Below are 24,103 nucleotides of genomic sequence, written 5' to 3'. Positions count from 1 at the left end.
ATACGGATTATTTCAAACATCCTTAGTGAGAATAAGCTTTTACCGCGCTTATTTTTTTTATGGATCTTGAAGTTGATTTACTCCCAACTTCTTATGAAATACTCCCGACTTTCGCTTTAATACTCCCAACTTCTATTATGATTCTCTCAACTTTCACCTGAATACTCCCGACTCCCCCAGACAGACAAAAAAGCACCCTTCAAAAGGATGCTGTTGCAGGTTGTCAAGAAACTCGTTGAATTAGAGCTTTTGCTTCTATAAACCGCACTTCGGCGCTATGGACAAGGCTCCCACAATAAGCCGAGAAGACCACTCGTCTTATTGCTACGCCCAGTCCGGAACCGCACCGGTGCTAGAGATATGGAGCAAAACAGCGTAGACTCCTGCGGCTTAGCGAGTCGACCGATACACCGCAGAGAGCACAGCGAACGAGGAGGATTGGGCGTGAGCCCGCTGGAAAGCGTAGCTGTTTTGCGGAATATCAGATTCTTTAATGAAACTTAAGTTAGTTTCTGTCTTTTTCAACACACTGTAAAAGCACCCTTCAAAAGGATGCTTTTGCACGCGAATAAACCCTTATTTGCTTGCGTAAAATTCGTAATAGCCTTTTTTGAAGAAATCGTACCATTCGTCGATTTCTTCTTGCGGCGCCGATTCGAGTGCCGTTAAAACTTCTTTTCCGAACTCCAGATAGGCGGAGCCGTTCGCTGTGATGAGGTTGCCGTCTCGCACAGCCTGCTGTTCAAGGTAGCGGCCTTCGCCTGTGTAATTTTCACCAGCTGCTTCCTGCAGCTCCGGCAAATAATTGCTCGTGTGGCCGTTGCTATTTAAAATGCCGTTCATGCCGAGAAAGACCGTTCCGTCGCAAATCGCCCCAACGATTTTATCTGCATCCAACGCTTTTTGCACTAGCTCAATGACCGGTTTGCTTTCTTCTTTCCGCCACGAATTTCCGCCGATCAAAATCAATCCGGCAAAATCATCTTCCACTTCATCGAGTGCGTAGTCCGGCAATGTCCGGAAGCCGCCGATGGAAGTCACGGGCTCTTTCGTCAGTGATACGGTTTTCACTTCATACTTCTTTTCCCCTTGTTCCGGCTTTTCGTTCAATGCTGCCGCAACGGATGCCGCTTCCCAGTCCGCATATTCTTCAAGCACCACGAATAAAACTTTCTCCACTCTAACCGCTCCCTTTCAAAAATCGATTCCACAAAGCCGAACATACTTTCTAATTCATTCAAATTATACCACTTTCGAAGCGTAATTATACACAATATTCTTTCTTTTATTATTCAAATTCTTGCCACGAAAAATTGATATTCAATTTATATTGGTCAGCTATGCTATGGAAGGTATGATTCTGAAACTGGAAAAGGAGTGTCATAAGATGAACAAATTTTTGAACCCGATCACGGATTGAGTCTCGGCGAAAAAAGGGATGACGATCACCTTGATCTTCTGGGTGGTCTTGATGCTCGGACTCAGCATGGGCCCGCGCATCAACGACTACAAAGTGGCGAATTTCCAATCGCTGCCGGATGATGCGGAATCGATCATCGCCGACAACAAACTGGAGGAATACTTCCCGAATGACCAAGGAACGCCGGGAATTTTAGTCTTCCATAATAGCGAAGGCGAAGTGGATCTCGAAGCCACTACGGAAATCCTTGCGAGCATCACCGAGGCAAATCTTGAAGGAGTCGACTCGATTGTCGACATTAGCCAATTGCCCCCGCCTGTTCTTGAAGGATTCTTCTCTGAAGACAAATCGACGATGATCATCCCGATGACGCTTGAAGCCGGACTCGGCAGTGCGGACTTCGCGGAAATCAACGACGAAGCTTCTGCTATCGGCAGCGACATTGCTGCTGGCTATGACAATACGGAATTCTACATCACCGGACCGGCTGGAATTGCCGGCGATACGGTGAAACTATTTGAAGAAGCGGATTTTGTTTTATTGATCGCGACGGTGTTGATCATTTTGGTCCTGTTGATCGTGATTTACCGTTCGCCGTTACTCGCGTTCATTCCCCTGCTTGCGACCATCATTGTGTACCAGGTCGTGAACCAGACCTTGGCGTTTATGGGATCAGCCGGACTTGAATTGACGAGCCAAACGACGTCGATCATGAGCATTCTCTTGTTTGCGGCAGTCATCGACTATTCGCTATTTGTCTTCTCGCGCTTCCGCGAGGAACTGAATCATTATGAAAGTAAATACGAAGCGATGAAACACGCCATGCGCGCAACAGGTGAACCGGTGTTCTTCGCTGGCGGTACCGTTCTTGCAGCGATGTTGATCTTGTTCTTTGCAGACTTCCGCGATTACGCGAACTTTGCACCGATCTTCGGAACTGCTGTATTCATCATCATGATTGCGTCTATTACATTGATCCCGGCACTCTTCACGCTATTCGGCCGCAAAGCGTTCTGGCCGAAAGTGCCGAAATACGGCCAAGCAAAAGAAGTGAAGCACGGCATCTGGGGGCCGGTCGCAAAATTTGTGGTCAATAAACCCTTGCTTTCCGGCGGACTTGTCGCTGTCTTGATGATCATTTCAGCTTTGAATGTGCTGAACCTGGATTTTGAATTTGATACGGTGAAGTCATTCCCTGAAGACATGCCTTCCCGCGTCGGCTATGAAATTGTTGAACAGAATTTCGATAAAGGCGAAATCGCGCCGTCCACTTTGCTGGTGGAAAGCGATGAACCGATTTCAGAAGAAGCAGCTGCTGCTCTTTCTGAACAATTGACGGCTTACGAAGAAGTTGCGTCGGCCCGTTTGTCCGGCCAAACGGAAGACGGCACTGCTGTGAAATACAGCGTTGCCTTGTCACTCAACCCGTATTCGAGCGAAGCGCTTGATTTCGTTGAGCAATTGCGCGGCGACAGCGACGCCTTGCTTGAAGACGCGGCCATTGACGGCGATACGTATTTCGGCGGCATCACTCCGAAATACGTGGATGAACGTGAAGTAAATAACAGCGACATTTATAAGATTGTCATACTCGAGACTTTACTGATCCTCGTGCTGTTGTTCGCCTTGACCCGTTCGTGGAAAATGCCGATTTACATGATGGCAACGATTCTCTTGTCTTATGTATCGGCACTTGGGCTCGGGATTTTCCTTGTCGATGTGTTGTTCGGCTTTGAAGCGATTAGTACCCGCGTTCCGGTATATGCGTTCATCTTCCTGGTCGCGCTCGGCATCGATTACAACATCATTCTAGTCTCGCGCTTCATGGAAGAACGCAAAATGCACAAAGTCAAAGATGCCCTTGAAATCGCCATTCGGAATACCGGCGGCGTCATTTCTTCTGCCGGCATCATCTTGGCCGCTACATTCGCCGCTTTGACGACGATGCCAATCGCCGATTTGTTCGTTTTCGGCTTCATGGTTTCGATCGGTATTTTGATCGATACGTTCTTAGTGCACGGCATGCTGCTTCCAGCGTTGATATTGTTTTTTGAAAAAGAGGAGTAAACCCTTCATAATAAAAGAGTCCGGCCGGCGTATGCGCCGGACTTTTTACTGACAGGAGGATTCTCAATGAAAATACTGGTCGTTGACGACGACTTATATATCCAGCAATTGGTCGTGATCCACCTTGAAAAAGAAGGCTATATGGTGTTCCGTGCCAACGATGCGGCAGAAGCCTTATTGCTGTTGGAGGAAGTCCAGGTCGATTTGGCGATTGTCGACGTGATGATGCCCGGCATGGACGGCTTTGAATTGACCCGTATTCTGACACAGGACTTGGCAATACCGGTGATTTTATTGACTGCGAAAGGCCAATTGGAAGACAAAGAAAAAGGCTTTTTATCAGGTACCGAAGATTATATGGTGAAACCGTTCGAACCGAAGGAATTGCTGTTCCGGGTAGCGGTCGTGCTGCGGCGTTCTGAACGCGCGGTGCAGGAAAACTTGCAGGCCGGCAATGTGTCGATCAACCGCCGCAATTTCGAAGTGGCGATCGGCCATGAAACCTTGATCTTGCCGCTGAAGGAATTCGAATTGCTGTCGCTTCTCGTGTCGCGCGCCAATCAGGCGACGCCGCGTCCCCTTTTGATGGAATACGTCTGGGGCGAAGACCACGATGGCAACGAAATGACCTTGAATACGCATATCAACCGCATCCGCGACCGGCTGAAACGCTACGGGGCCGATGTTGAAATCCATACGCTTCGCGGCATCGGCTATAAGCTCGAGGCACCGAAATGAAAACTTTATACCGCCAGTTTATCGTTGCAACCTTGTTCATTTTGCTCGTTGCCGTTGTGATCGGCTTTACATTGGCGAACGCCTTCTATTTGACGGTCATGAAAGAACAGGCCACCGAGCAGAATCTTGATATTGCAGAAGAAATTGTCTCCAGCCTGAATATGGCGCCGCATTCCCAAGACAGTTTTAACAGCTACCTGGAGTCGGTGTCGAATCTCGGCTATCAAATAGCCATCGTGGACAGTACTGGGCAAAAGACCTTTTACGGAGACGCTTTTGACAATATCGAATTGCCGGAGGAAGCTGAGCGCGTCTTGACGGATGGCGAAATTTACACGGGCCTCGACAATTTGTCGAGCAGGATTTTCATGATTGCCCATTTCACCAATAAGCTTCATAATACCGTCGGGGTGCCTTTCACTTTTGAAGGTGAAGCGTATGGGCTCTTTATCCGTCCAGATACGAAATTGGTCGGCGCTGATATCCATTCGGTGTTGATCGCTTTCATCTTGGCCATTGCGATCGTCAGCATTGCCGGCATGATTTGGCTCGCCCGGCAATTGACCCGCCCGATTGTCCAATTGACCGAAGCGACCAAACACATCGCGCAGGAAAACTACAATTACCCGCTGGATATCCAGCGAAACGATGAAATCGGCCAATTGTCGGAGAGCTTTAACTTGATGCAGACCCAATTGAAGCATAACGATCTCGCGCGCAAATCCTTTATCAGCAATGTGTCGCACGATTTCCAGTCGCCGCTCATGAATATCCAGGGCTATGCGGATCTGCTGGCGTCGCCGAACCTGCCTGAAAGCGACCGGCTCGCCTACACGGCCATCATCGACCAGGAAGCAAAGCGACTATCGAGTTTGACGCGGCAATTGCTGCTGCTCACTTCCCTGGACCAAGGCGCGTATCCGATGAAACGAAAAGCGTTCCCGCTCGATGAACAATTGAAGCGCGTCATCCAGAAATACCGCTGGCGCCTGGAAGAAGAAGACATCGACATTTCCTATAAGCTCGCTCCCCTTTCGTTCTTTGGGGATGCGGAACTGCTCGAAAACGTCTGGGAGAATTTATTGACCAATGCCATTAAGTACAATAAACCCGGAGGCAGCATTGAAATTACCCTGCAATCATTCGAGCATGAAGTGGTTGTGGAGTTTAAAGACAGCGGCATCGGAATCAGCGAACCGGCAATCGGCCAGCTGTTCGACCGCTTTTACCGGGTCGATGCCGCCCGCAAAAAAGACGGCACGGGACTTGGCCTGTCCATTGTCCAACAGATTGTCGCTTTGCATCATGGAATGGTTGACGTTAGCAGTGAAGTCGGTGTCGGCAGCACGTTCACGATCCGCTTCGCGTTAGATGAAATTTGATAGGAGGAATTTAAGATGGAAAAAGTTTGGAGTTTACGATTAATTCAATTTGCAGCAGTCTTCGGGCTATTCGGTACGTTTTTAGGTTCGATGATGGCTGGGGAAATGGACTATTCCCTTCGTCCGATCCACGCCCATATTCTACTCGTCGGCTGGCTATCGGTTTTTGCGTGGGGCATTTTCTACCGCGTCTACACAGTGCGCTTTAAAAAGCTTGTCACCATCCACAGCATCTTCGCTATGGCCGGTGCATTCATGCTGACAAGCGGCATGTGGCTGTATAATTTAAACCCGTTCAACTGGAATGAAACCTTTGTCATGATTTACTTTATCGTCGGCGGCAGCTTGCTGCTGATCGCGTTCTTCCTATTCTTGGTCGTAACGTTCGTGACAGAAAAAGAATAAAATGCGTCGTCCCCTCAGATTTCTCTTTCTGAGGGGATTTTTTTGAGCAAAGAAATCAAAAATTCATTACAATAAAGAATAAGAAGTGAAAAAGCTTTTCTAAATGACAAAATTCCATTAACCCGGGGGTGTTGGATTTGTATAAATTACCGAAATCACATTTTTGGCATGGACGCATCGACAGCAAAACTGACCGCCACAGTTTTTATTTTCACCAGGCCGTCGAATTTCTTGGCACGGATGAAGTGCCGGCAGAAGGCTCGCCTTTTGCCATTCTCGGCTTTGAATGCGACGAAGGCGTTCGGCGCCTCGGCGGGAAACCCGGGGCTGCAGAAGCTTCGAACGAAATCCGCCGCCACCTTGCGGATCTTCCTTACCACCTCGGCGACCGCCAGACAATCGATGTCGGTGCCGTGATGTGCAAAGGCCATGCGATGGAAAAGGCGCAACGCGAACTCGGCGAACATGTTGAACGCCTGCTGCAATCAACGATTCCGATCATTTTAGGAGGCGGACACGAAACGGCATACGGCCATTACCAAGGCGTTCGCCGATTTGTTGGACCTGATGCCAAAATCGGCATCATCACCATCGATGCGCATTTCGATTTGCGCGAGGCGGAACCGCCGACTGCAAGCTCGATGTTCCGCCAAATTCTTGAAACTGATGAAAACAGCAGCTTGCTTGCACTCGGTATCCAGCCGCTCGCAAATACCCGCGCCATGTTCAATAAAGCAGAAGCGTTGGGCGCCCGCTTTGTCTTGGCTGAAGAGTTTGCGATGGGCAATATCCAGCAAGCCCAATCCGTTATTGATGCGTTCTGCCATGAACACGACGCAGTTTTCTTAAGCTTGTCAATGAATGCCTTGTCTTCCTTGTACGCACCTGGTGTCATGGCTCCGTCGCCTTTCGGGTTGGAGCCGGCAATCGTGCGGCAATTGCTTTGGCATATCGTCGCGAATGAAAAAATTATCAGTTTCGATTTATGCGAAGTCAATCCGGAACTCGATGAACACGGCAAGACTGCGAAACTCGCTGCTTACTTACTGGCTGAAATGCTGGCGGCGTTTCATTGATGTAACTTGCTTTGAGAAGCGATACATAAGACATGGAGAGGATCGATCCTCTTCATGCCTTTTTTTGTTTGAGGGCGTTTTGAGTGACGGCGGAGTGTGGCTTGTTTGCGGGATTTTAGACTTTGTTTGCGGAATAACTGCTTTTGTTTGCGTAATACGCATGGTTATTTGCGCAATATTGAAGTTTGTTTGCAGAATCCGCCAGTTTGTTTGCAAAAACCCGATCAAGAGCGTAAAAGCGGATATTTTTCGCCGCGCGAAAAATGTCCCATCCCTTAAGGAAGCCGTCACCTTGGTGACGGCTTTTTCAAATTAGTCTTTTGGGCGAGTTGCTCGCAAACTTTCTTGAGTTTCCCTCAAAAGTGGATGAGTTGCTCTATAACTACGATGAGTTCCCCCTAACTTTGCGAAGTCACCCCCCTACTCCTCGAAATCATCCCACTCACAAAAAACCCCTCACGCATCAATTGCGCAAGGGGTCTCTCCACTTATATGGCCACTTTCTCAGCAAACTGGCTATTGTACAAATCAGCATAGAAGCCGGCTTGTTCGAGCAATTCGGTATGTGTTCCTTGTTCGATCACATTCCCTTTGTCCATGACCAAGATCAGATCGGCGTCTTTGATGGTCGATAGGCGGTGGGCGATAACGAAACTCGTGCGCCCTTCCATCAAGCGGTTCATCGCTTTTTGGATAAAGATTTCGGTCCGCGTATCGACGCTTGATGTCGCTTCATCCAAAATCATGATCGGCGGATCGGCGAGAATCGCTCTCGCAATCGTCAATAATTGCTTTTGGCCTTGCGAAATATTCGATGCTTCTTCATTCAATACCGTATCGTAGCCATCCGGTAAGGTGCGGATGAAATGATCGGCGTGCGCAGCATCCGCTGCAGCGACGATTTCTTCTTCGGTTGCGCCGTTTTTGCCGTAAGCGATATTGTCGCGGATCGTGCCGTTGAAGAGCCACGTATCCTGCAGCACCATGCCGAAGTTTTGCCGCAGTTCATTGCGCGACATGTCCCGTGTATCGAGGCCGTCGATTTCAATCTTGCCGTCGTTCAATTCATAGAAACGCATCAGCAAATTGATCAAGGTCGTCTTGCCGGCACCCGTCGGACCAACGATGGCGACCGTCTGTCCGGGTGCAACATGGATGTTCAAGTTCTCGATCAGCAGCTCTTCGCCGTAGCCGAAGTCGACGTTTTCGAAAACGACTTCGCCTTTTGCACGGTCCAAGTGCAGCGCTGTACTTTCTTTCTGTTCTTCTTGTTCATCCAACAGTTCGAAGACGCGTTCTGCTGCGGCAACAGTCGATTGGATGATGTTCGCGATATTCGCCGTCTGCATGATCGGCTGTGTGAACTGTTTCGAGTACGTAATGAAAGCCTGGATATCCCCGATTGAAATCGCACGCTGCGTGACGAGAATCCCGCCGACTACACTGATGACGACGTAGCTGAAGTTCCCGATCAAAGTCATCAACGGCTGGATGATCCCGGAGATAAACTGGGCTTTGCGCCCCGCTTCATACAATTCTTCATTGACCTCATCAAATTGTTCCACCGCTTTTTTCTCATGGCCGAACGCTTTCACTACGGAATGACCGGTGTACATTTCTTCGATGTGGCCGTTCAATTCACCAAGCGATTTTTGCTGGTTCGCGAATTGCTTTTGCGACCGTTTCAAAATCGGCTGGATGACGAATAGCGATAATGGCAGCGAGACGAATGCGATCAAGGTCAGCCATGGACTGATCGTCAGCATCATGATGATGATCCCGACCAGCGTCACAACGGAAGTGATGAATTGCGTCAAACTTTGCTGCAAGGTGCTGCCGATCGTATCGATGTCATTCGTCATGCGGCTGAGGATTTCCCCGTTCGGCCGGCTGTCGAAATAATTGAGCGGCAGCTTTTCCAATTTTTTATTCACATCTTGCCGGAGGTCATACACCGTATCTTGCGCGACCGTCGACATGATGTATTGCTGGATGTAGTTGAACAAACTGCTGAATACATAGAGCCCAGCGAGCAGCAACAAAATCTGGCCGATGGTGCCGAAATCGATGCCGGTGCCGGATCCCGTCAGCTTATTGTATGCCCCTTCAAACAATTCCGTGATGGCCATCCCCATGATTTTCGGGCCGACGATCATGAAGACCGTCGATAGGATCGCCGCAATAAATACGGCGATGAGCCGTTTTTGGCGCGGTTTTAAATAGCGCAATAAACGCTTGAACGTCGCTTTGAAGTTCTTCGGTTTTTCTCCAGGCATCGACATGCCGGGAGGTCCGCCCGGATGTCCGCCGCCGGGGCGCCCGCCTTGAGGCCGTTTTCCATTACTCATGCGATTTCCTCCTCTGACAGCTGGGAATACGCGATTTCTCGGTAGACTTCGTTGTTCTTCATTAATTCTTCGTGAGTGCCCATGCCGACCATGCGTCCTTTTTCAAGAACGATGATGCGGTCAGCATCGACTACTGTACTGACGCGCTGTGCGACTAATAGCACCGTTGCGTCTTTCGTTTCGTCTTTCAAAGCCGCGCGCAGCTTCGCGTCTGTCTTGAAATCAAGCGCAGAGAAGCTGTCGTCGAAAATATAAATATCCGGTTTCCGGACAAGTGCGCGCGCGATGGCAAGCCGCTGTTTCTGGCCGCCCGATAAGTTCGAGCCGCCTTGCTCGAGTTCCGTAGCGTAGCCTTCTTTCAATCCGCTGATGAATTCGGTCGCTTGCGCAATTGAAGCCGCATGATCGAGTTCCGCCTGTGTCGCGTCTTTCTTGCCAAAGCGGATATTGTCAGCAATCGAGCCGGTGAACAGAACCGCTTTCTGCGGCACGAAGCCCAGTTTTGAACGCACTTCATCTTGCGTCGCTTGGCGAATGTCGACGCCATTGACGCGGATTGTTCCATCTGTAATATCGTAGAAACGGGGGATCAAGTTGATCAGCGTCGATTTCCCGGAACCGGTTCCGCCAATGATTGCGGTGATTTCACCCGGCTTCGCTTTAAAGCTAATATCGCTGAGTGCCGGCTCTTCTGCACCCGGGTAGCTGAATGTGACGTTATCGAATTCCAGCGTGCCGCGTTCGCGGTCTGCTTTTTCGTCGCCCAGATCCTGGAACGCCGGTTTCATGTCCAATACTTCGTTGATCCGCTTCGCTGAGACAGCTGCTCGCGGCACCATCATGAACATCATCGATGCCATGACGAGTGCGAACATGATCATCATGACGTACTGGATATACGCCATCAAATCACCGATCTGCATGCCGCCATTATCGATGCGGATGCCGCCGAACCAGATGACACCGACAACGGTCAAGTTCATGACGAGCATCATGATCGGCATCATGAATGCCATGATTTTATTGATCCGGATCGATACATCGGTCAATTCGCGGTTCGCTTTTTGAAGCCGTACTTTTTCTTCCGTTTCCCGGTTGAACGCGCGCACCACACGGATGCCCGTCAAGTTCTCGCGGAGCACCAGGTTCAAACGGTCCAAGCGTTTCTGGACTTCCTGGAAAAGCGGCACCCCTTTTTTCAAAATGAGCAGAATTGCGCCGACCAATACCGGCATTGCGGCGACGATGACCAGCGACAATTTCGCGTCTTTTGAAATCGCCATGATCAATCCGCCTGTCAGCATGATCGGTGCACTGATGACCATCCGCAAGAGCATGATGACCACTTGCTGGATTTGCGTGATGTCGTTCGTCGTCCGCGTAATAAGCGATGCCGTTCCGACTTCGTCAAATTCCTGCAAAGAGAATTTTTCTACATGATTGAATACTTTGCGGCGCAAATCGCGCCCCATGCCCATTGCTGCTTTGGATGAATAAAAACTGGCGGTTATCGCTGTTACAGCTCCAAGAGCCGAGATAAGCAGCATCCATGCGCCGATTTCCCAAATATAAGGAATATTTCCTTTGACTACCCCGTTGTCGATGATATCAGCCATCAAGGTCGGCAAGAACAAATCCGCCATCGACTGCCCGAATATCAACACCACAACGGCTGCGACAAGCCATTTATAAGGTGCTAAGTTCTTTAATATTTTCAGCATTTATGCCGCTCCTCTTGTTGTTTATTCGTTAATTTTTCATTGATGTGCTGGTGGGCTTCCAGCAATTTTTCGTATTGCTCCTCTGACAGCGACTCTGTGATTTCCTGAAACACTTGATGGACGCCGCCTTCATGCTGATGAATTTTCTCGATTAATTCGGCGCCAAGCGGACTTAGCGACAACAGCGTTTCCCGCCGGTTGCCTTCCACTTGTTCCCGGTTGATCAAGCCATCCCGTACCAATCCGTCAACCGCTTGGCTCAAGGTGCTTTTTGGAAGCATGGTCTTCTTCCCGATCTTTTTCTGGGTCATTTCGGTCGTTCGCGCGAGCGTCATCAATATTGTGTACTGCGGCATCGACAAGCCGTGGTCCGCTGCCGTCTTTTGGACAAAGCGAAGCATGTTCCGGTGAATGCCCGAAAATGAGCGCAATAGCTGCGCCGATTTTAAAAATTTCTCATCTTGCTGAATCATTTCGCCGCCTCTTTCTCTTCGAAATTAAACTGTTCATTTTGGAACTGTTCGTTTTGGTTCATTTAATATACTGCTAAATTTGTGGGTAGTCAATTGATTGAGCTTGAGGTGAGTTGCTCGCAAACTTGATTGAGTTGCTCGAAAAAGTTCTTGAGTTTCCCTTAAATTTGTTTAAGTTGCTCGCAATTGCTTTTGAGTTATCCTTAAATTTGCATGGGTTCCCCTCAAAGCTCTTTTTCTTTATCGCATTCCGCAGAGCGGGATGCTTGGCAGCCGTCTTTTGACTTTGATCTTCTGAACTGATGAATTCACCCAACTTGCTGACGAAATCACCCCGAAGCACTTCGAAATCACCTCCACCCCCTGCGAAATCAACCCATTCCCTTCCGAAATCAACTTCCACCCATAAAAAAAGGTTCTCCGTCAAATGTTGGGGTGAGGTGAAATCTTCCTCACTCTAACCAACGTGAACTCCCATATTCTTATACTTGTGTGTCAGTAGTATTTTGGCGCGGGCGCGTTCGAAATTCTGAAAGCCGAACGCGTTCCGCTTAATCACTTTTGTCAGGTTATTGATGCCTTCCAAGAAACCATTGGAATACTTGAACGAGAAGCTGTTCAAGATTTCCGTCTGCCAGTTTCGGAAGGTGCCCATGGCTTTCTGGAACTCGGGAATGCCCGCTTGTTCCACCAGCCGATAAAATTCCAGCAACGCTTCTTTGGTCTTGAGGATTTCCTCGGGATCTCTTTTTTTGCTTGCCTGAAACCACGTGCAATACGCTTCCTTCAGTTCGTATGCTCGTTTGAGCTCCTCATCCATTTCAAGATACCGCTTCAAGTACCAACGGTCCTTTTCGGTTAACTTCTCACTGTTTTTGTAAAAGACGTAGCGCATCCGTTTGCCTTTTTTGCGGTCATAGTCGTTCCAACTTTTCTGCACGCGTCTGCGGACCGCGTCCAGCGCCCAGTAAATGTACCGGCAGAAGTGGAAGCGATCGGCGATGATCACCGGTTTGCCGAGTGCTTTTTTGACCGCGGCTTTAAAGGAATGGCTCATGTCCATGACGACGATTTCCACCGCAGCTCCGTGCTGTTGGAGATACTGTTTGATCGTCTCTTTTTTCCGGTTGGGCAGGATATCGATCGGTTCTCTCGTTTCGCCATCGGCGATAATCAGTTGGTACTTTCCTTCACGGGTGTCGCCTTTGTATTCGTCGATGGCGATCACACGCGGTAATTTTGCGGTTTCAGTAACTTCCTGGAGCGCCACCAGATCGAAACGCCGAACGATGGTCGAAGCGGAAGCGCCGTATTGTCCGGCCACTTCCTTGAACGTTTTCGCCTTGACGCTGCGCACATGAACCGCTTGGTTCCACTCTTTTGAGAACCGTTGATAGCGGCCGATGAATGAATTCTGTTCGGCGAATTTCTTGCCGCACGCCCCGCATACGTAGCGTCTCTTCTTATAGAAAAGGTAAGTCTGGCGTTCAAACCATTTCAGGTGTTTGATCTTTTGGATCCGGTAATCGTGGACACGCCGGGTCTTCTCCTGGCAACGCGGGCAACGGTGTGCCTTCACTTCCAACTCCACATGCAGGGCCACCCGGTCCTCCACCTGTTCCATCTTCATGATTTTCACATCTTCTAATCCGGGAAATTTCATGGTAAAATTCAAGTGCACGCATCTCCTCTTCTTTACTTGTTATTCGACATTTCAAGTATAAAAGAGTTTGGAGATTGCGTGTCTTTTTTTGGGCCGAATTGTTTCAACACCCCAACAATTAGTGTAGAACCTAAAAAAAAGGAATCGCCGCGTGGCAGTTCCTTCATTTATTTGCTTAACGGCTCGTCGCCATCAATTTATAGACTTCTGCAGCCATTGCTGCGACGTAATCGCTGCCGCCGTTGTCTTCGACGTTTTCAACCATCATCGCTAAGATGAATTTCGGATCTTTCGTGTTGAAAGAAACGAAGAATCCATTTTCTTTGCCGCGTGCTTCGCCGGCCGCTTTCAATTCGGCGGTGCCGGTTTTGCCGGCAAGCGGGATGTTGTCGAGATTCGCTGACTGTGCATAGCCATCGACTACGACATTGCGCATCGCTGTGCGAAGCGTTGCCGCCGTCTCTGGACTCATCAAATCTTTTTTCCAAACTTGCGCATCTTCTTCATCGAAGAGGAGCGTCGGCTTCAACATGGTGCCGTCCGTCACGAACGGTTCATACATCATTGCGAGATGCAGAATGTTTGCGAGCATCTGGCCTTGCCCGAACGAAGTATCCGCTAGCTGGCCTTCTGAACCGATGCTGCCGTCATTGGAAATTTGCGAAGGCGTCAATTCCATCGCTTCCAATGGCACGGTTTCCCCGAAGCCGAATTTCTTCAAGCCTTCAGTAAACGTTTCACGCCCCATTTTAAGGGCTTGCTGCGCGTAGTAAATATTGTCCGAGTAAACCAAGGATTTATTCAAATCAATCGGGTTTGGCACTTCCGGGTGAAGGCGCGAAACCCGGTAAGAACCCCATGACTCTTCTTTTTGCCACGTTTGGCCGTTGATCGTCAAGCCTTCTTCCGGCTTCAACGTTCCCGCTTCCATGCCAATCGCCGCGGTGATCGGCTTCATCGTCGAACCCGGTGCATAGCTTTGGGCAAAGCGGTTGAAGAGCGGGTTTTTCACATCCTCTTCTAATGCTTTATAGCGGGCGCCGCTTATGCCGGTGACAAATTCGTTCGGGTCATAGGCGGGCGAACTGACAAGTGCCAGCACTTCTCCCGTTTTTGGATCGACTGAAGCGGCTGAGCCCGTTTCGCCCTTCATGGAATCGTAGGCCGCTTTTTGAAGCGAAGCGTTAATCGTCAGCTTCACCGTCTCGCCTTCTACCGGTTCCTGTTCCGCAATAATGACCGGCTCTGCGTTTTCCTGCGGTTTCTTGATGTAAATCTGCATGCCGTCCGTTCCGCGCAGGCGGTCTTCAAGCAAACTTTCCAAGCCGCGGCGGCCGATCTGATCAGTTTCGGTATAGCCTTTGTCTTTCAGCTCTTCTAACTGCTCCGCTGAAATGGCGCCGGTATAGCCGGTAAGATGCGCCATTGCCGGACCGTATGGATATTCGCGCATTTCAATCGTGCGCGCCCCTATTCCCGGAATCGCGACCAATTTATCGATCAAAGCGCCATTCGTTGCGGCGGTCTTGCCGATTGGCACGAATAATTCAGGTTTGACCCATGACTGGTTCAATTCCGCATCAATTGCTTCGACGGTTGTTCCGAGCAGTTTAGCGATTTCCGTTTTCTTCGACGGGTCCGTCAATTTCTCCGGCACGATGCCGATGCTGTAGCCAGTGCCGTTTTTCGCCAGCACTAAGCCGTCGCGGTCCACAATTTCACCGCGGTATGCCGGAATCCGGGTAAAGCCGATTTCATCATCGCGTTCGAGTTCCGGGAAAATGAACGACTGGTCCCATTCCACGAACCACCCCTCTTCGTCGCCCCGTGTTTCATTTAACAGCGTGATCGTTTTATCAAATTCTACCGGACCCGCCATCGTTTCCATTTTCACATGGATCGGGAATTCCGCTGGTTTTTCAGGATCCCACTCGGCATCTTCTGCCGGTTTTTCGTAGGTGACTTCCATCTTATCTATGCCAAGGTCCTCTTGGAGCTTTTCTTGCCGGCCGACAAATTCTTCCGCTGGAAAAGCTTCTTTCGTTCCGGCATTTAAATAGTCGTTATACATATCGGCGAATTCGCCTTTATTCCAATGGCTTATGTATTCGGCCAATCGCTCTTCCGGCGTCGTTTTTTCCTGGCAGCCCGCAAGCACGGCTATGAGGAATAAAACCAAGAAGCCGAACAAGATTTTCTTCATATTGAACCTCCTAACAAATTCTTTTCTTTATATTACCAATATTTCTATAAGAAGAAAACAAAACCCGACAGCCTTTGGAAAAGGATGTCGGGCAAGTATCATTTCGCTAATTTATAGACACGTGCTTCGTAAGGGAGCAATTGCTGCGGTTCAATATGAGAATAGTTCGCAAGCAGCAAGTTTGCGTCTTCCGGCTCATCCCATAGGCAAGCATGCTGGCCGAGGTTTGAAACGACAAGCACTTTATCGTTCTCATCTTCCCGAAGATACGCATAAACCGATTCATGGCCGAGCTCGACAAGCTCGTAGCTGCCGTATACCAGCACGTCCATATGCTTGCGCATCCAGATCATCTGTTTATAGAACGAAAGGATGGAGCGCGGATCTTGCTGCTGCGCTTCCACGTTCAGCCAATCGTAGTTCGGATTGACGCCGATCCACGGAAGAGCGGTCGAGAATCCGGCATGGCCGCTTGCATTCCATTGCATCGGTGTGCGTGAATGGTCACGGCTTGTCGCTTTGATCAAGGTCATGACGGAATCATGGTCCATGCCGTTTGCGCGGTTATAGAAATAAAGATTATGGGTCTTCACATCGTTATAATGTTCGATTTCATTGAACGGCGCATTGGTCATGCCGATTTCCTGGCCTTGGTAGATGAACGGCGTCCCTTGCATGAAGAAATACATGCACGCGAGAGCCGTCGCACTTTCGCGCCAGTAGTCCTTGTCATTGCCCCAAGTCGAGACGATGCGCGGGCGGTCGTGGTTTTCAATGAACAGCGCATTCCAGCCGATGCCTTCTACGCCTTTTTGCCAGCGTGTCAGCACTTCTTTCACGCCGCGCACATTGATGCCATTTTCAAGTTCGGTGTTCCAAAGGCCCATATCTTCAAACTGGAAGACCATATTGAATTTGCCGTCTTCCTCGCTGACCCATTCTTCGATATCCTTCGCTTGTACGCCATTCGCTTCCCCGACGGTCATGATGTCGTATTTTGCAAAAGTCTCATCGCGGAGTTCCGCAAGCAGCGGCTGGATGCCGTTGACATTCATCATCTTTTCCCAAGCCGGCACATATTCTTTGCCTTCTGCATTCGGCATATTGGTGAAGTCTTTTTTGATGTGGCTGATGGCATCTACACGATACCCGTCAACACCTTTATCGAGCCACCAATTGACCATATCGAATAATGCTCTTCGGACTTCCGGGTTTTCCCAGTTTAAATCCGGCTGCTTCTTCGAGAAAAGGTGCAAATAATATTGCCCTGTCCCTTCATCAAATTCCCAGGCCGGACCGCCGAAAATGCTTTCCCAGTTTGTCGGTTCGTCGCGCCAGATGTACCAGTCGCGTTTCGGATTGTCTTTCGACGACCGCGATTCGGTAAACCAAGGATGCTCATCGCTCGTATGGTTGATGACCAAATCGATGATCAGCTTCATGCCGCGCGCATGCACTTCTTCAAGCAAGCGGTCGAAATCTTCCATCGTCCCGAATTCTTCCAAAACGTCCTGGTAGTCGCTGATGTCGTAGCCGTTATCGTCGTTCGGCGATTTGTACATCGGACAAATCCAGATCACATCGATGCCCAAGTCTTTCAAATAATCCAATTTGCTTGTGATGCCATTCAAATCTCCGATGCCATCGCCGTTTGAGTCCATAAAACTCCGCGGATATACTTGGTATGCGACTGCTTCTTTCCACCATTTCTTATTCATAACTAAATCCCTTTCAAAGACTTTGACACGATCCGCGTTCAATCAACCGCGACGAGACGACGACTTGTTTCGCAGGTGCTGTCTTGTCCATTATTTTTTCTATGGCTAAATTCGCCGCTTCGAGCCCCAAGTCGTAAATGGAAATGTCGACGGAACTCAGCGGCGGCTTTAAATGTTCCGATAATGTATGATTATTGAACCCAATAATCGATATATCGCCAGGCACATTGATTTCAAGGTCCTCCAAATAGCCGATCACTTCGTATGCCACCAAATCATCGTGCGTGACGATTGCTGTCGGCGGCTCCGGAAGCTTCATTAACTGGAGAATCGCTTTTGGTCCGTGGCCTTGCATCATTTCCTGTGTGACGATGTACTGAGAGTCAAAATCCAATGAATGTGCGGCTAGTGCTTGTTGGTAGCCTTCCAAACGGTCGATGGAAACGACAAAATCGTTTTCGCCAGCGACAAAAGCGATCCGCTTATGCCCGAGCCCGATAAAATACTCGACCACATCGCGGGCATTTCTGACATTGTCGTTATCGACGTATGAAATCTGATGCGCATTTTTATAAGGGCGGCCGACCATCGAAAACGGCAAGCCGCTATCGTTCAAATACTCCATGACTTTGTCGCCGATGCGCGAGTAAAGCAAGATGATGCCATCCACTTTTTTCCCTTGCGCCATCGCTTTCACTTCTTCCAGAACTTCCTGTTCGGTTGCGCCTGTCGACAAATAAAGGCCGAATTGGCTATTGTGCGCGCTGACCGAAATTCCCCGGAGAACTTCCGGAAAAAAAGGATTCTGAAAAGCCAGTGTAGCAGAGTTCGCCATAATAACGCCAAGGGTTTGACTCCGTTGGGCCACTAAATTTCGGGCTTGGAAATTCGGAAAATATCCGAGCTCTTCCATCGCTTCCCTTACTTTCTTTTTCGTTTTTTCGCTGATGCGCGGATTGTCCGCAATGACCCGTGAAACCGTGGCCGGAGACACCACCGCGCGCTTTGCTACATCCTTAATCGTAATCGCCATGACCGCACCTCCTTATTTCACCGCTCCATCTGATACCCCTTTGATGATCGACCGCTGAGCGAAGAAATAGAAGATGATGACAGGCACGATTGCCAAGGTCAAACCAGCCATTGCCAAATGCCATTGCTTCGTATATTCGCCGAAGAAGAAGAACATCTTAAGCGGAATCGTCTCGCTGCCTGGCGTATTGATGACCAGAGACGGCAAGAGGTAATCGTTCCAAATCCAGATGATGTTGAGGATTGCGACCGTTACTGTGATTGGCTTTAAGATCGGGAAGATGATAAACCAGAACACCTGGAAGCGGTTCGCTCCGTCAATCGTCGCTGCTTCATCCAATGATTTCGGGATATTGTTCAATGCGCCATGATAAAGGAAGATCGAAAGACTTGCCCCAAAACCGATATACATGAAAATCAATCCGCCCTGGTTCAGCATTTCAAATCGTCCGAATACCGTCACAAGTGGAATCATCACCGATTGGAACGGAATCAGCATCGCTGCTACAAAGGTGAAGAAAAGAATGGTGCTGATTTTGCTTTTCACGCGGGACAGTGCATATGCCGCCATTGCTGAAAAGATGATGATCAAGACCACACTCGAAATCGTGATAAGCAAGGAGTTGAATAAAGTCCGAAGAAAATCGAGTTCCTGGAACGCCTCTATGTAATTGTCCAGATTCCACGATTCAGGCAAACTGATCGTATTGGTGAAAATTTCCCGTTTCGATTTGAACGAGTTGACGATCATCAAGTAAAATGGCGCCAGCCAAATCAAAGCGAGGAAAATCCCGAGGATCTCTAATTTGTAATTTCTTTTTTTGCGCATTACATTTCGACCTCCTTGCGTTTATTGAAATAAACTTGCAGGAGAGCGATAATCGCGACGATGATGAAGAACACGACCGCTTTCGCTTGCGCAAAAGCAAAATCATTTTGTGTAAACGCCGTTTTGAAGATTTCCATTGCGACCATTTCCGTCGAGTTGAACGGTCCGCCGCCAGTCAGCGACAAGTTTTGGTCGTATAGCTTGAACGCATTTGATAAGGTCAGGAACATACTGACTGTGAAACCCGGTGCAACAAGCGGGAACACGATATAGCGGAAACGCTGGACTGTCGAAGCCCCGTCGATTTCTGACGCCTCAAGCAATTCTTTCGGCATGCCTTCCAAGTAAGCGATGTAGATGACCATAATGTAGCCGGCCATTTGCCAGCTCATCAAAATGACCAGTCCCCAAAATCCGGTTTCGGTTGTTGAAAGCCAGCCTTGCAGGCTTTCCATGCCGATCATTTCACCGACGCTCGCAAATACTTTAATGAAGATAAACTGCCAGATGAATCCGAGGATCAAGCCGCCGATCAAGTTCGGCATGAAGAAAATCGTCCGCAGCAATTTGCTGGTCTTTAAGTAAGAAGTGACAAGCAACGCAAGCGACAAGCCGATGACGTTGATCAAAATGACGGAGACAATCGAGAATTTCGTAGTAAACCAGAGCGCGTCCATGAAACGCTCGTCTTTGAACAAATCGATGTAATTCTGAAGTCCGACAAAATCACCTGTGACAATGCCGTTCCAAGAAGTGAATGAATAATAGACGCCCAATAGCATCGGCACGACAACCACTAAGAATAGAGCAATCAACACCGGAGCCAGGAACAGCCAGTAGGAAATATCTTTTGTGCGCATTTTGGTCAGCACATCCTTTCATTGGAGAAAACCGGTAAAGAGAAAGCAAAGCAGCACGCAGGCTGCTTTGCTCGGTTGGCCAGTTGGGCAGAAGCGCCAACTGAGTTATTTGCTGCGTTCAGTTTCCCAAGCTTCTTTAGCAGAATCCACGACTTCTTCCCAGTCCGCTTCATCGCTCAAGTATTTCTGGATATTGGCGCCAAGAACATCTTCGCCCCATCCAGTTGGATAGCCCATGAATACCCAGCCGATCGTGTTGCCGGATTCAGCTGCTTCATAGATTGCCTTGGACATTGGATCTGTGATTTTTGTTGTATCGTAGCCTTCGTAAGCCGGGATGAATTTAAAGTCTTCGAGTACCGCTTTTTTCCCTGCATCTGAAGTATACAGCCAGTTCAAGAAATCTTTAGATGCCTCCACCACTTCGTCGTCCTGGTTCGAGTTGACGCCCCAATACATCGGAACGCCGACCGGAAGTCCGCCTTCGTCGTAGCCTTCAACCGGAATCGGCATCATGCCGACGCCGCTGTCTGCAAGTTCCTGGTCGATGCCGGCAATTGAACCGTAAACCCAGTTTCCTTGCTGAATGATCGCCACACGCTCAAGTGAGAACAATTCCTCCACTTGCTGCGAGTAATCCAAGCTCACTGTCGGCTGTGCCGAATAGTCGTTTTGAAGATCTAGAATCTTTTTGAATGCATCGCCGTATTCAAATTCCACTTTTGGTGCATCGAATGCATCGAGTACATTGTGGTCGAATTCAGGTGCGATGAATGTATTGGACAAGTGAAGCCCCGTTACCCAAGCTTCTTTCCCTGGCAATGCGAATACTGCATCAAGCCCAAGCTCGTCTTTTTTCGAGTCAAGCGTCTTCACAGCTTCCTCCAAGCTTGCAAAATCCGTGATCGAAGCTGGATCGATTTCCGCTTCTTCAAACAAACGCGTATTGTAGATGAAACCGTAGCCTTCCTGGTTATAAGGCAATCCAAGAACTTCAGACTCGACCGTCACACCATCAAGCGTTCCATCAAGCGCCGCGCCTGCTGCATCCGTATCTGTCAAATCCGCTAAATTGTCTTTCCAGTCCGCAACGTCCTGCGGTCCGCCGATATTAAAGATTGCCGGTTCGTTGCCTGAAGCGAAGCGCGAACGAAGTGCTGCGCCGTAATCTTCTCCGCCGCCGACGGTTGTGATATCGATGTTAACGTCGGGGTTTTCTTTTTCGTATAAAGCGACCACATCTTCAAACTGGTCTTTGAACTCAACTTTGAATTGGAAAATATCAACCGTGACTTTATCTTCGTCCGATGAGGAAGCCTCTTCCCCGTTTCCGCATGCTGCCAAAATCCCTGTCGTCAAAAGCAATGATGCGAGCAACCCTTTGCTGAACTTAAACTCCTTCATGTGTAAATCCCCCTTTGTTTTGGTTTGTGCAAACGATTGCACAAAGTAGCAAATAAAAAATGGAAACGAACTTTGTGAGCGCTTCCGTTATTGATTAAAAGAATCGTAACACAATGAAAACGTTTGCACAATACGCAAATTTAAAAATTTTTCATTGTGTTACGATTTTATTTCACGCTTGATCGAGCACTAATAATGCCGCTCCTAAAATGCCGGCTTCGTTTTCAAACTGGGCCACTTTCACTTCCAGCGGGTTCAAAAGAAGCGGTTCCATATGCTTCATCAACGAATCCCACCAAAGGCCGGCTGACTCTGAAACGCCGCCCCCAATGACGACCACTTCCATATCCAGCATCGCCTGCATCGTACTGAGGACGAGCGCCAAATCTTCCGTGAAGCCTTCAACGACTGCCTCTGCCTCCGGATTGGTCGCCGCCTCAACGAATAGATCTTGAGGCGCAATGTTGAGCCCCGCTTCTTTGATGCGCCGGCGAAGCCCCGTGCCGGACACGTATTGCTCGAAACAGCCGTGGCGTCCGCAAGCACATAACGCACCGTGCGGATGCAGGATCATGTGTCCGACTTCTGCTGCTCCCCCGTGCGGTCCGCCGCTCAATAGCTTGCCGTCCCAAATGACGCCGCCGCCAAGCCCCGTGCCGAGCGTCAAGCAAAGCACGCGGCTATAGCCTTTTGCAGCACCGAACTTCGCTTCAGCAAGCGCGGCACTATTCGCGTCATTTTCCACTTCGACCCGTCTGCCTGTCGCTTTTTCCATCTGCTCTTTTAAATTCGTGCCGGTCCAGCCAGGCAAAGTTTCAGCGGAGTATATGATGCGGCCTGCTTTCGGATCGACAAAGCCGTGCGTTCCGATGCCGATCGCATCGATTTCCGGATGCCGCGCCAGCATGCCGAGCACTTGCTGCTCCAAGTATTCGTACAGCGGGAATAGCGTCGGCACTTGCTCGTCCACTTCGACTTTCCCGGTTTCATCAATGACCCCCATGCGGATTTTCGTTCCGCCGATATCTACGCCCAATACTTTTCTCATAAATTCCTCCTGAATTCCGTCTGAATTAATTTCATCATACCTGATTTTCGGAAAGCGTCGATCCTTTTTTCAAAAACGCACAAGCTTCGTAAGGACGCAGAACCAGTTCGCCATTTTCTTCAAGCTGCTTGTAGTTGCCGATCAATCGCTCGCCTTCCGGCAGTTCCACGCGTCTCGTACTTTCCGAGAAGTTGCAGAATACGGTGAGCTTTTCTTCGCCCGCTTTCCGGTTGTAGGCGAACAGCTCCGGATCTTCCCGGTGCAGCAAAGTGAAATCGCCGTCCGTGATGATATCGAGCGTTTTGCGGAATGAAATCAGCGAACGGTAATAAGCATAAATGGACTCCTCATCGGTGATATGGCCCGCATTGATCTCCGGATAATTCGGATTTACTTGAAGCCACGGCGTCCCTGTCGTGAATCCTGCATTTGGTGCATCCGACCATTGCATCGGGGTACGGGCATTGTCGCGTCCTTTTACGAGGATGCTTTTCAAAATGTCTTCTTCCGGCACGCCTTGTTCGCGTTTTTCCTTATACATGTTCAGCGTTTCGATATCGCGGTAATCGCTGATCGACTCAAATTGCACATTGGTCATGCCGAGTTCTTCGCCTTGATAGATATAGGGGGTCCCTTGCATGAAATGCAGGCAAGTGGCGAGCATCTTCGCTGATTCGATGCGGCACTTTCCGTCATTGCCAAAGCGCGAGACGACGCGCGGCTGATCGTGGTTATTCCAGTACAGGCTGTTCCATCCTTCTTCTTGCAGGGCCAGCTGCCATTTTTCCAGATTCTTTTTCAGATCGGTCAATTCAAGTGGTTTGAAATCCCATTTCTCGCCGGAATGCTGATCCAAGTTCATGTGTTCAAACGTGAAAATCATATTCAATTCTTTATTTTCCGCGGCGGTATAGCGCTTGGCATCTTCCGTCGTGGCCCCTGGCGTCTCGCCGACCGTGACGATGTCATAATGCGACAGCACTTGTTCATTCATTTCCTTCAGATAGCTATGGACATTCGGTCCGTTGAGGAAATACGGCTCGCTGTTGCCGTCGATCGCATCCGGAAACCTTTGGTCCTTTGAAATCATATTGATGACGTCCATGCGGAAACCGTCGATGCCTTTGTCGAGCCACCAGCGCATCATGCGGTACACTTCTTCGCGGACCACCGGATTGTCCCAGTTCAAATCGGGCTGCTTTTTGGAGAATAAATGCAGGTAATATTGTTCACGGCGCTCATCGTATTCCCACGCCGGTCCGCTGAAAATCGACCGCCAATTATTCGGTTCGTCTCGCCATATGTAATATTCGGGATGGTCCGTAAACCATTCATGTTCATCGGACGTGTGGTTGACGACCAAGTCCATGACGAGCTTCATGCCGCGCTGATGGACGTTTGCAAGCAGCTCTTCGAAATCTTCCATCGTCCCGAACTCTTCCATGATTTTTTGGTAGTCGCGGATGTCGTAGCCGTTGTCGTCATTCGGCGAATCGTAGATCGGCGACAGCCATAAAATGTCGACACCCAGCCCTGCTAAATAATCCAGCTTCTGATTGATCCCCTGCAAATCTCCGATCCCGTCGCCGTTTGAATCCATAAAACTGCGCGGATAAATTTGATACACAACCGATTTCTTCCACCATTCTCCCATTCTATCCCTCTTCCCTTAAGTTTTCGTTATTCTAACATAATGCGCGAATAGTTTGGAATTGC

18 protein-coding genes are annotated in these 24,103 nt (G+C 49.2%); 5 read left to right on the top strand and 13 right to left on the bottom strand.

What is annotated here, in order from left to right; translation table 11 throughout:
* Positions 1–576: 576 nt before the first annotated feature.
* A complete protein-coding gene (locus tag AC2EXB_RS03670; RefSeq protein ID WP_483603711.1) occupies positions 577–1,179 on the bottom strand; it encodes a type 1 glutamine amidotransferase family protein in 603 nt (200 codons plus the stop codon).
* Between the two features lie 259 nt (positions 1,180–1,438).
* Here AC2EXB_RS03670 and AC2EXB_RS03665 point away from each other — a divergent pair, with 259 nt between their 5' ends.
* The 5 genes from AC2EXB_RS03665 to hutG all read left to right on the top strand — a co-directional run bounded on the left by AC2EXB_RS03665 (position 1,439) and on the right by hutG (position 7,088).
* On the top strand, positions 1,439–3,487 hold the full coding sequence (locus AC2EXB_RS03665) for an MMPL family transporter (RefSeq protein ID WP_483603709.1): 2,049 nt from the start codon (positions 1,439–1,441) through the stop codon (positions 3,485–3,487).
* 66 nt (positions 3,488–3,553) lie between these two features.
* Entirely contained in the window at positions 3,554–4,225 is a 672-nt protein-coding gene (locus tag AC2EXB_RS03660) for a response regulator transcription factor (protein WP_235198294.1), read from the top strand.
* On the top strand, positions 4,222–5,607 hold the full coding sequence (locus tag AC2EXB_RS03655) for a sensor histidine kinase (protein ID WP_483603706.1): 1,386 nt from the start codon (positions 4,222–4,224) through the stop codon (positions 5,605–5,607). The genes AC2EXB_RS03660 and AC2EXB_RS03655 overlap by 4 nt, the downstream gene beginning before the upstream one ends.
* A 15-nt stretch (positions 5,608–5,622) precedes the next feature.
* A complete protein-coding gene (locus AC2EXB_RS03650) occupies positions 5,623–6,012 on the top strand; it encodes a hypothetical protein (protein WP_235198291.1) in 390 nt (129 codons plus the stop codon).
* Between the two features lie 137 nt (positions 6,013–6,149).
* Positions 6,150–7,088 carry a formimidoylglutamase gene (gene hutG, locus AC2EXB_RS03645; protein WP_483603704.1) on the top strand — a complete coding sequence of 313 codons (939 nt, stop codon included), beginning with the start codon at positions 6,150–6,152 and terminating at the stop codon, positions 7,086–7,088.
* 488 nt (positions 7,089–7,576) lie between these two features.
* On the opposite strand, the gene AC2EXB_RS03640 is transcribed toward hutG, so the two are convergent.
* The 12 genes from AC2EXB_RS03640 to AC2EXB_RS03585 form a co-directional block, all read right to left on the bottom strand.
* Complete coding sequence (locus tag AC2EXB_RS03640) at positions 7,577–9,436, bottom strand: ABC transporter ATP-binding protein (RefSeq protein WP_483603702.1); 1,860 nt, start codon at positions 9,434–9,436, stop codon at positions 7,577–7,579.
* Positions 9,433–11,157, bottom strand: a complete 1,725-nt coding sequence (locus tag AC2EXB_RS03635; RefSeq protein WP_483603700.1) for an ABC transporter ATP-binding protein — start codon at positions 11,155–11,157, stop codon at positions 9,433–9,435. The genes AC2EXB_RS03640 and AC2EXB_RS03635 overlap by 4 nt, the downstream gene beginning before the upstream one ends.
* Positions 11,151–11,630: a MarR family winged helix-turn-helix transcriptional regulator gene (locus AC2EXB_RS03630; RefSeq protein ID WP_235198287.1), complete on the bottom strand. Its 480-nt coding sequence runs from the start codon at positions 11,628–11,630 to the stop codon at positions 11,151–11,153. The genes AC2EXB_RS03635 and AC2EXB_RS03630 overlap by 7 nt, the downstream gene beginning before the upstream one ends.
* 457 nt (positions 11,631–12,087) lie before the next feature.
* Positions 12,088–13,311, bottom strand: a complete 1,224-nt coding sequence (locus AC2EXB_RS03625) for an ISL3 family transposase (protein ID WP_483601356.1) — start codon at positions 13,309–13,311, stop codon at positions 12,088–12,090.
* 157 nt (positions 13,312–13,468) lie between these two features.
* Positions 13,469–15,496 carry a penicillin-binding transpeptidase domain-containing protein gene (locus AC2EXB_RS03620; protein WP_483603697.1) on the bottom strand — a complete coding sequence of 676 codons (2,028 nt, stop codon included), beginning with the start codon at positions 15,494–15,496 and terminating at the stop codon, positions 13,469–13,471.
* 98 nt (positions 15,497–15,594) lie between these two features.
* Positions 15,595–17,214, bottom strand: a complete 1,620-nt coding sequence (locus AC2EXB_RS03615; protein ID WP_483603695.1) for a glycoside hydrolase family 13 protein — start codon at positions 17,212–17,214, stop codon at positions 15,595–15,597.
* Positions 17,215–17,227: 13 nt separating this feature from the next.
* Positions 17,228–18,247, bottom strand: coding sequence for a LacI family DNA-binding transcriptional regulator (locus AC2EXB_RS03610; protein ID WP_483603693.1), 1,020 nt, complete (start codon positions 18,245–18,247; stop codon positions 17,228–17,230).
* Positions 18,248–18,259: 12 nt separating this feature from the next.
* Positions 18,260–19,075, bottom strand: coding sequence for a carbohydrate ABC transporter permease (locus AC2EXB_RS03605; protein WP_251479050.1), 816 nt, complete (start codon positions 19,073–19,075; stop codon positions 18,260–18,262).
* Positions 19,075–19,935 carry a carbohydrate ABC transporter permease gene (locus AC2EXB_RS03600; RefSeq protein ID WP_483603691.1) on the bottom strand — a complete coding sequence of 287 codons (861 nt, stop codon included), beginning with the start codon at positions 19,933–19,935 and terminating at the stop codon, positions 19,075–19,077. Before AC2EXB_RS03600 ends, AC2EXB_RS03605 begins: the two co-directional genes overlap by 1 nt.
* A gap of 105 nt (positions 19,936–20,040) precedes the next feature.
* Positions 20,041–21,339, bottom strand: a complete 1,299-nt coding sequence (locus tag AC2EXB_RS03595; RefSeq protein ID WP_483603689.1) for an ABC transporter substrate-binding protein — start codon at positions 21,337–21,339, stop codon at positions 20,041–20,043.
* A 172-nt stretch (positions 21,340–21,511) separates the two neighbouring features.
* Positions 21,512–22,387 (bottom strand): ROK family protein, encoded by an 876-nt coding sequence (locus tag AC2EXB_RS03590; RefSeq protein ID WP_483603687.1) that lies wholly within the window; start codon positions 22,385–22,387, stop codon positions 21,512–21,514.
* 34 nt (positions 22,388–22,421) lie between these two features.
* Positions 22,422–24,041 carry a glycoside hydrolase family 13 protein gene (locus tag AC2EXB_RS03585; RefSeq protein ID WP_483603685.1) on the bottom strand — a complete coding sequence of 540 codons (1,620 nt, stop codon included), beginning with the start codon at positions 24,039–24,041 and terminating at the stop codon, positions 22,422–22,424.
* Positions 24,042–24,103: the final 62 nt, after the last annotated feature.

The organism is Planococcus alkaliphilus, assembly GCF_057031095.1.
The sequence above is the reverse complement of the archived record's forward strand: the minus strand, read 5'-3'. Positions and strand labels throughout refer to the sequence as shown.

Coding starts and splice junctions, on each gene's coding strand:
- AC2EXB_RS03665 (WP_483603709.1), top strand. CDS start 1,439: ATGACGATCACCTTGATCTTCTGGGTGGTCTTGATGCTCGGACTCAGC.
- AC2EXB_RS03660 (WP_235198294.1), top strand. CDS start 3,554: ATGAAAATACTGGTCGTTGACGACGACTTATATATCCAGCAATTGGTC.
- AC2EXB_RS03655 (WP_483603706.1), top strand. CDS start 4,222: ATGAAAACTTTATACCGCCAGTTTATCGTTGCAACCTTGTTCATTTTG.
- AC2EXB_RS03650 (WP_235198291.1), top strand. CDS start 5,623: ATGGAAAAAGTTTGGAGTTTACGATTAATTCAATTTGCAGCAGTCTTC.
- AC2EXB_RS03640 (WP_483603702.1), bottom strand. CDS start 9,436: ATGAGTAATGGAAAACGGCCTCAAGGCGGGCGCCCCGGCGGCGGACAT.
- AC2EXB_RS03635 (WP_483603700.1), bottom strand. CDS start 11,157: ATGCTGAAAATATTAAAGAACTTAGCACCTTATAAATGGCTTGTCGCA.
- AC2EXB_RS03630 (WP_235198287.1), bottom strand. CDS start 11,630: ATGATTCAGCAAGATGAGAAATTTTTAAAATCGGCGCAGCTATTGCGC.
- AC2EXB_RS03620 (WP_483603697.1), bottom strand. CDS start 15,496: ATGAAGAAAATCTTGTTCGGCTTCTTGGTTTTATTCCTCATAGCCGTG.
- AC2EXB_RS03615 (WP_483603695.1), bottom strand. CDS start 17,214: ATGAATAAGAAATGGTGGAAAGAAGCAGTCGCATACCAAGTATATCCG.
- AC2EXB_RS03610 (WP_483603693.1), bottom strand. CDS start 18,247: ATGGCGATTACGATTAAGGATGTAGCAAAGCGCGCGGTGGTGTCTCCG.
- AC2EXB_RS03605 (WP_251479050.1), bottom strand. CDS start 19,075: ATGCGCAAAAAAAGAAATTACAAATTAGAGATCCTCGGGATTTTCCTC.
- AC2EXB_RS03600 (WP_483603691.1), bottom strand. CDS start 19,935: ATGCGCACAAAAGATATTTCCTACTGGCTGTTCCTGGCTCCGGTGTTG.
- AC2EXB_RS03595 (WP_483603689.1), bottom strand. CDS start 21,339: ATGAAGGAGTTTAAGTTCAGCAAAGGGTTGCTCGCATCATTGCTTTTG.
- AC2EXB_RS03590 (WP_483603687.1), bottom strand. CDS start 22,387: ATGAGAAAAGTATTGGGCGTAGATATCGGCGGAACGAAAATCCGCATG.
- AC2EXB_RS03585 (WP_483603685.1), bottom strand. CDS start 24,041: ATGGGAGAATGGTGGAAGAAATCGGTTGTGTATCAAATTTATCCGCGC.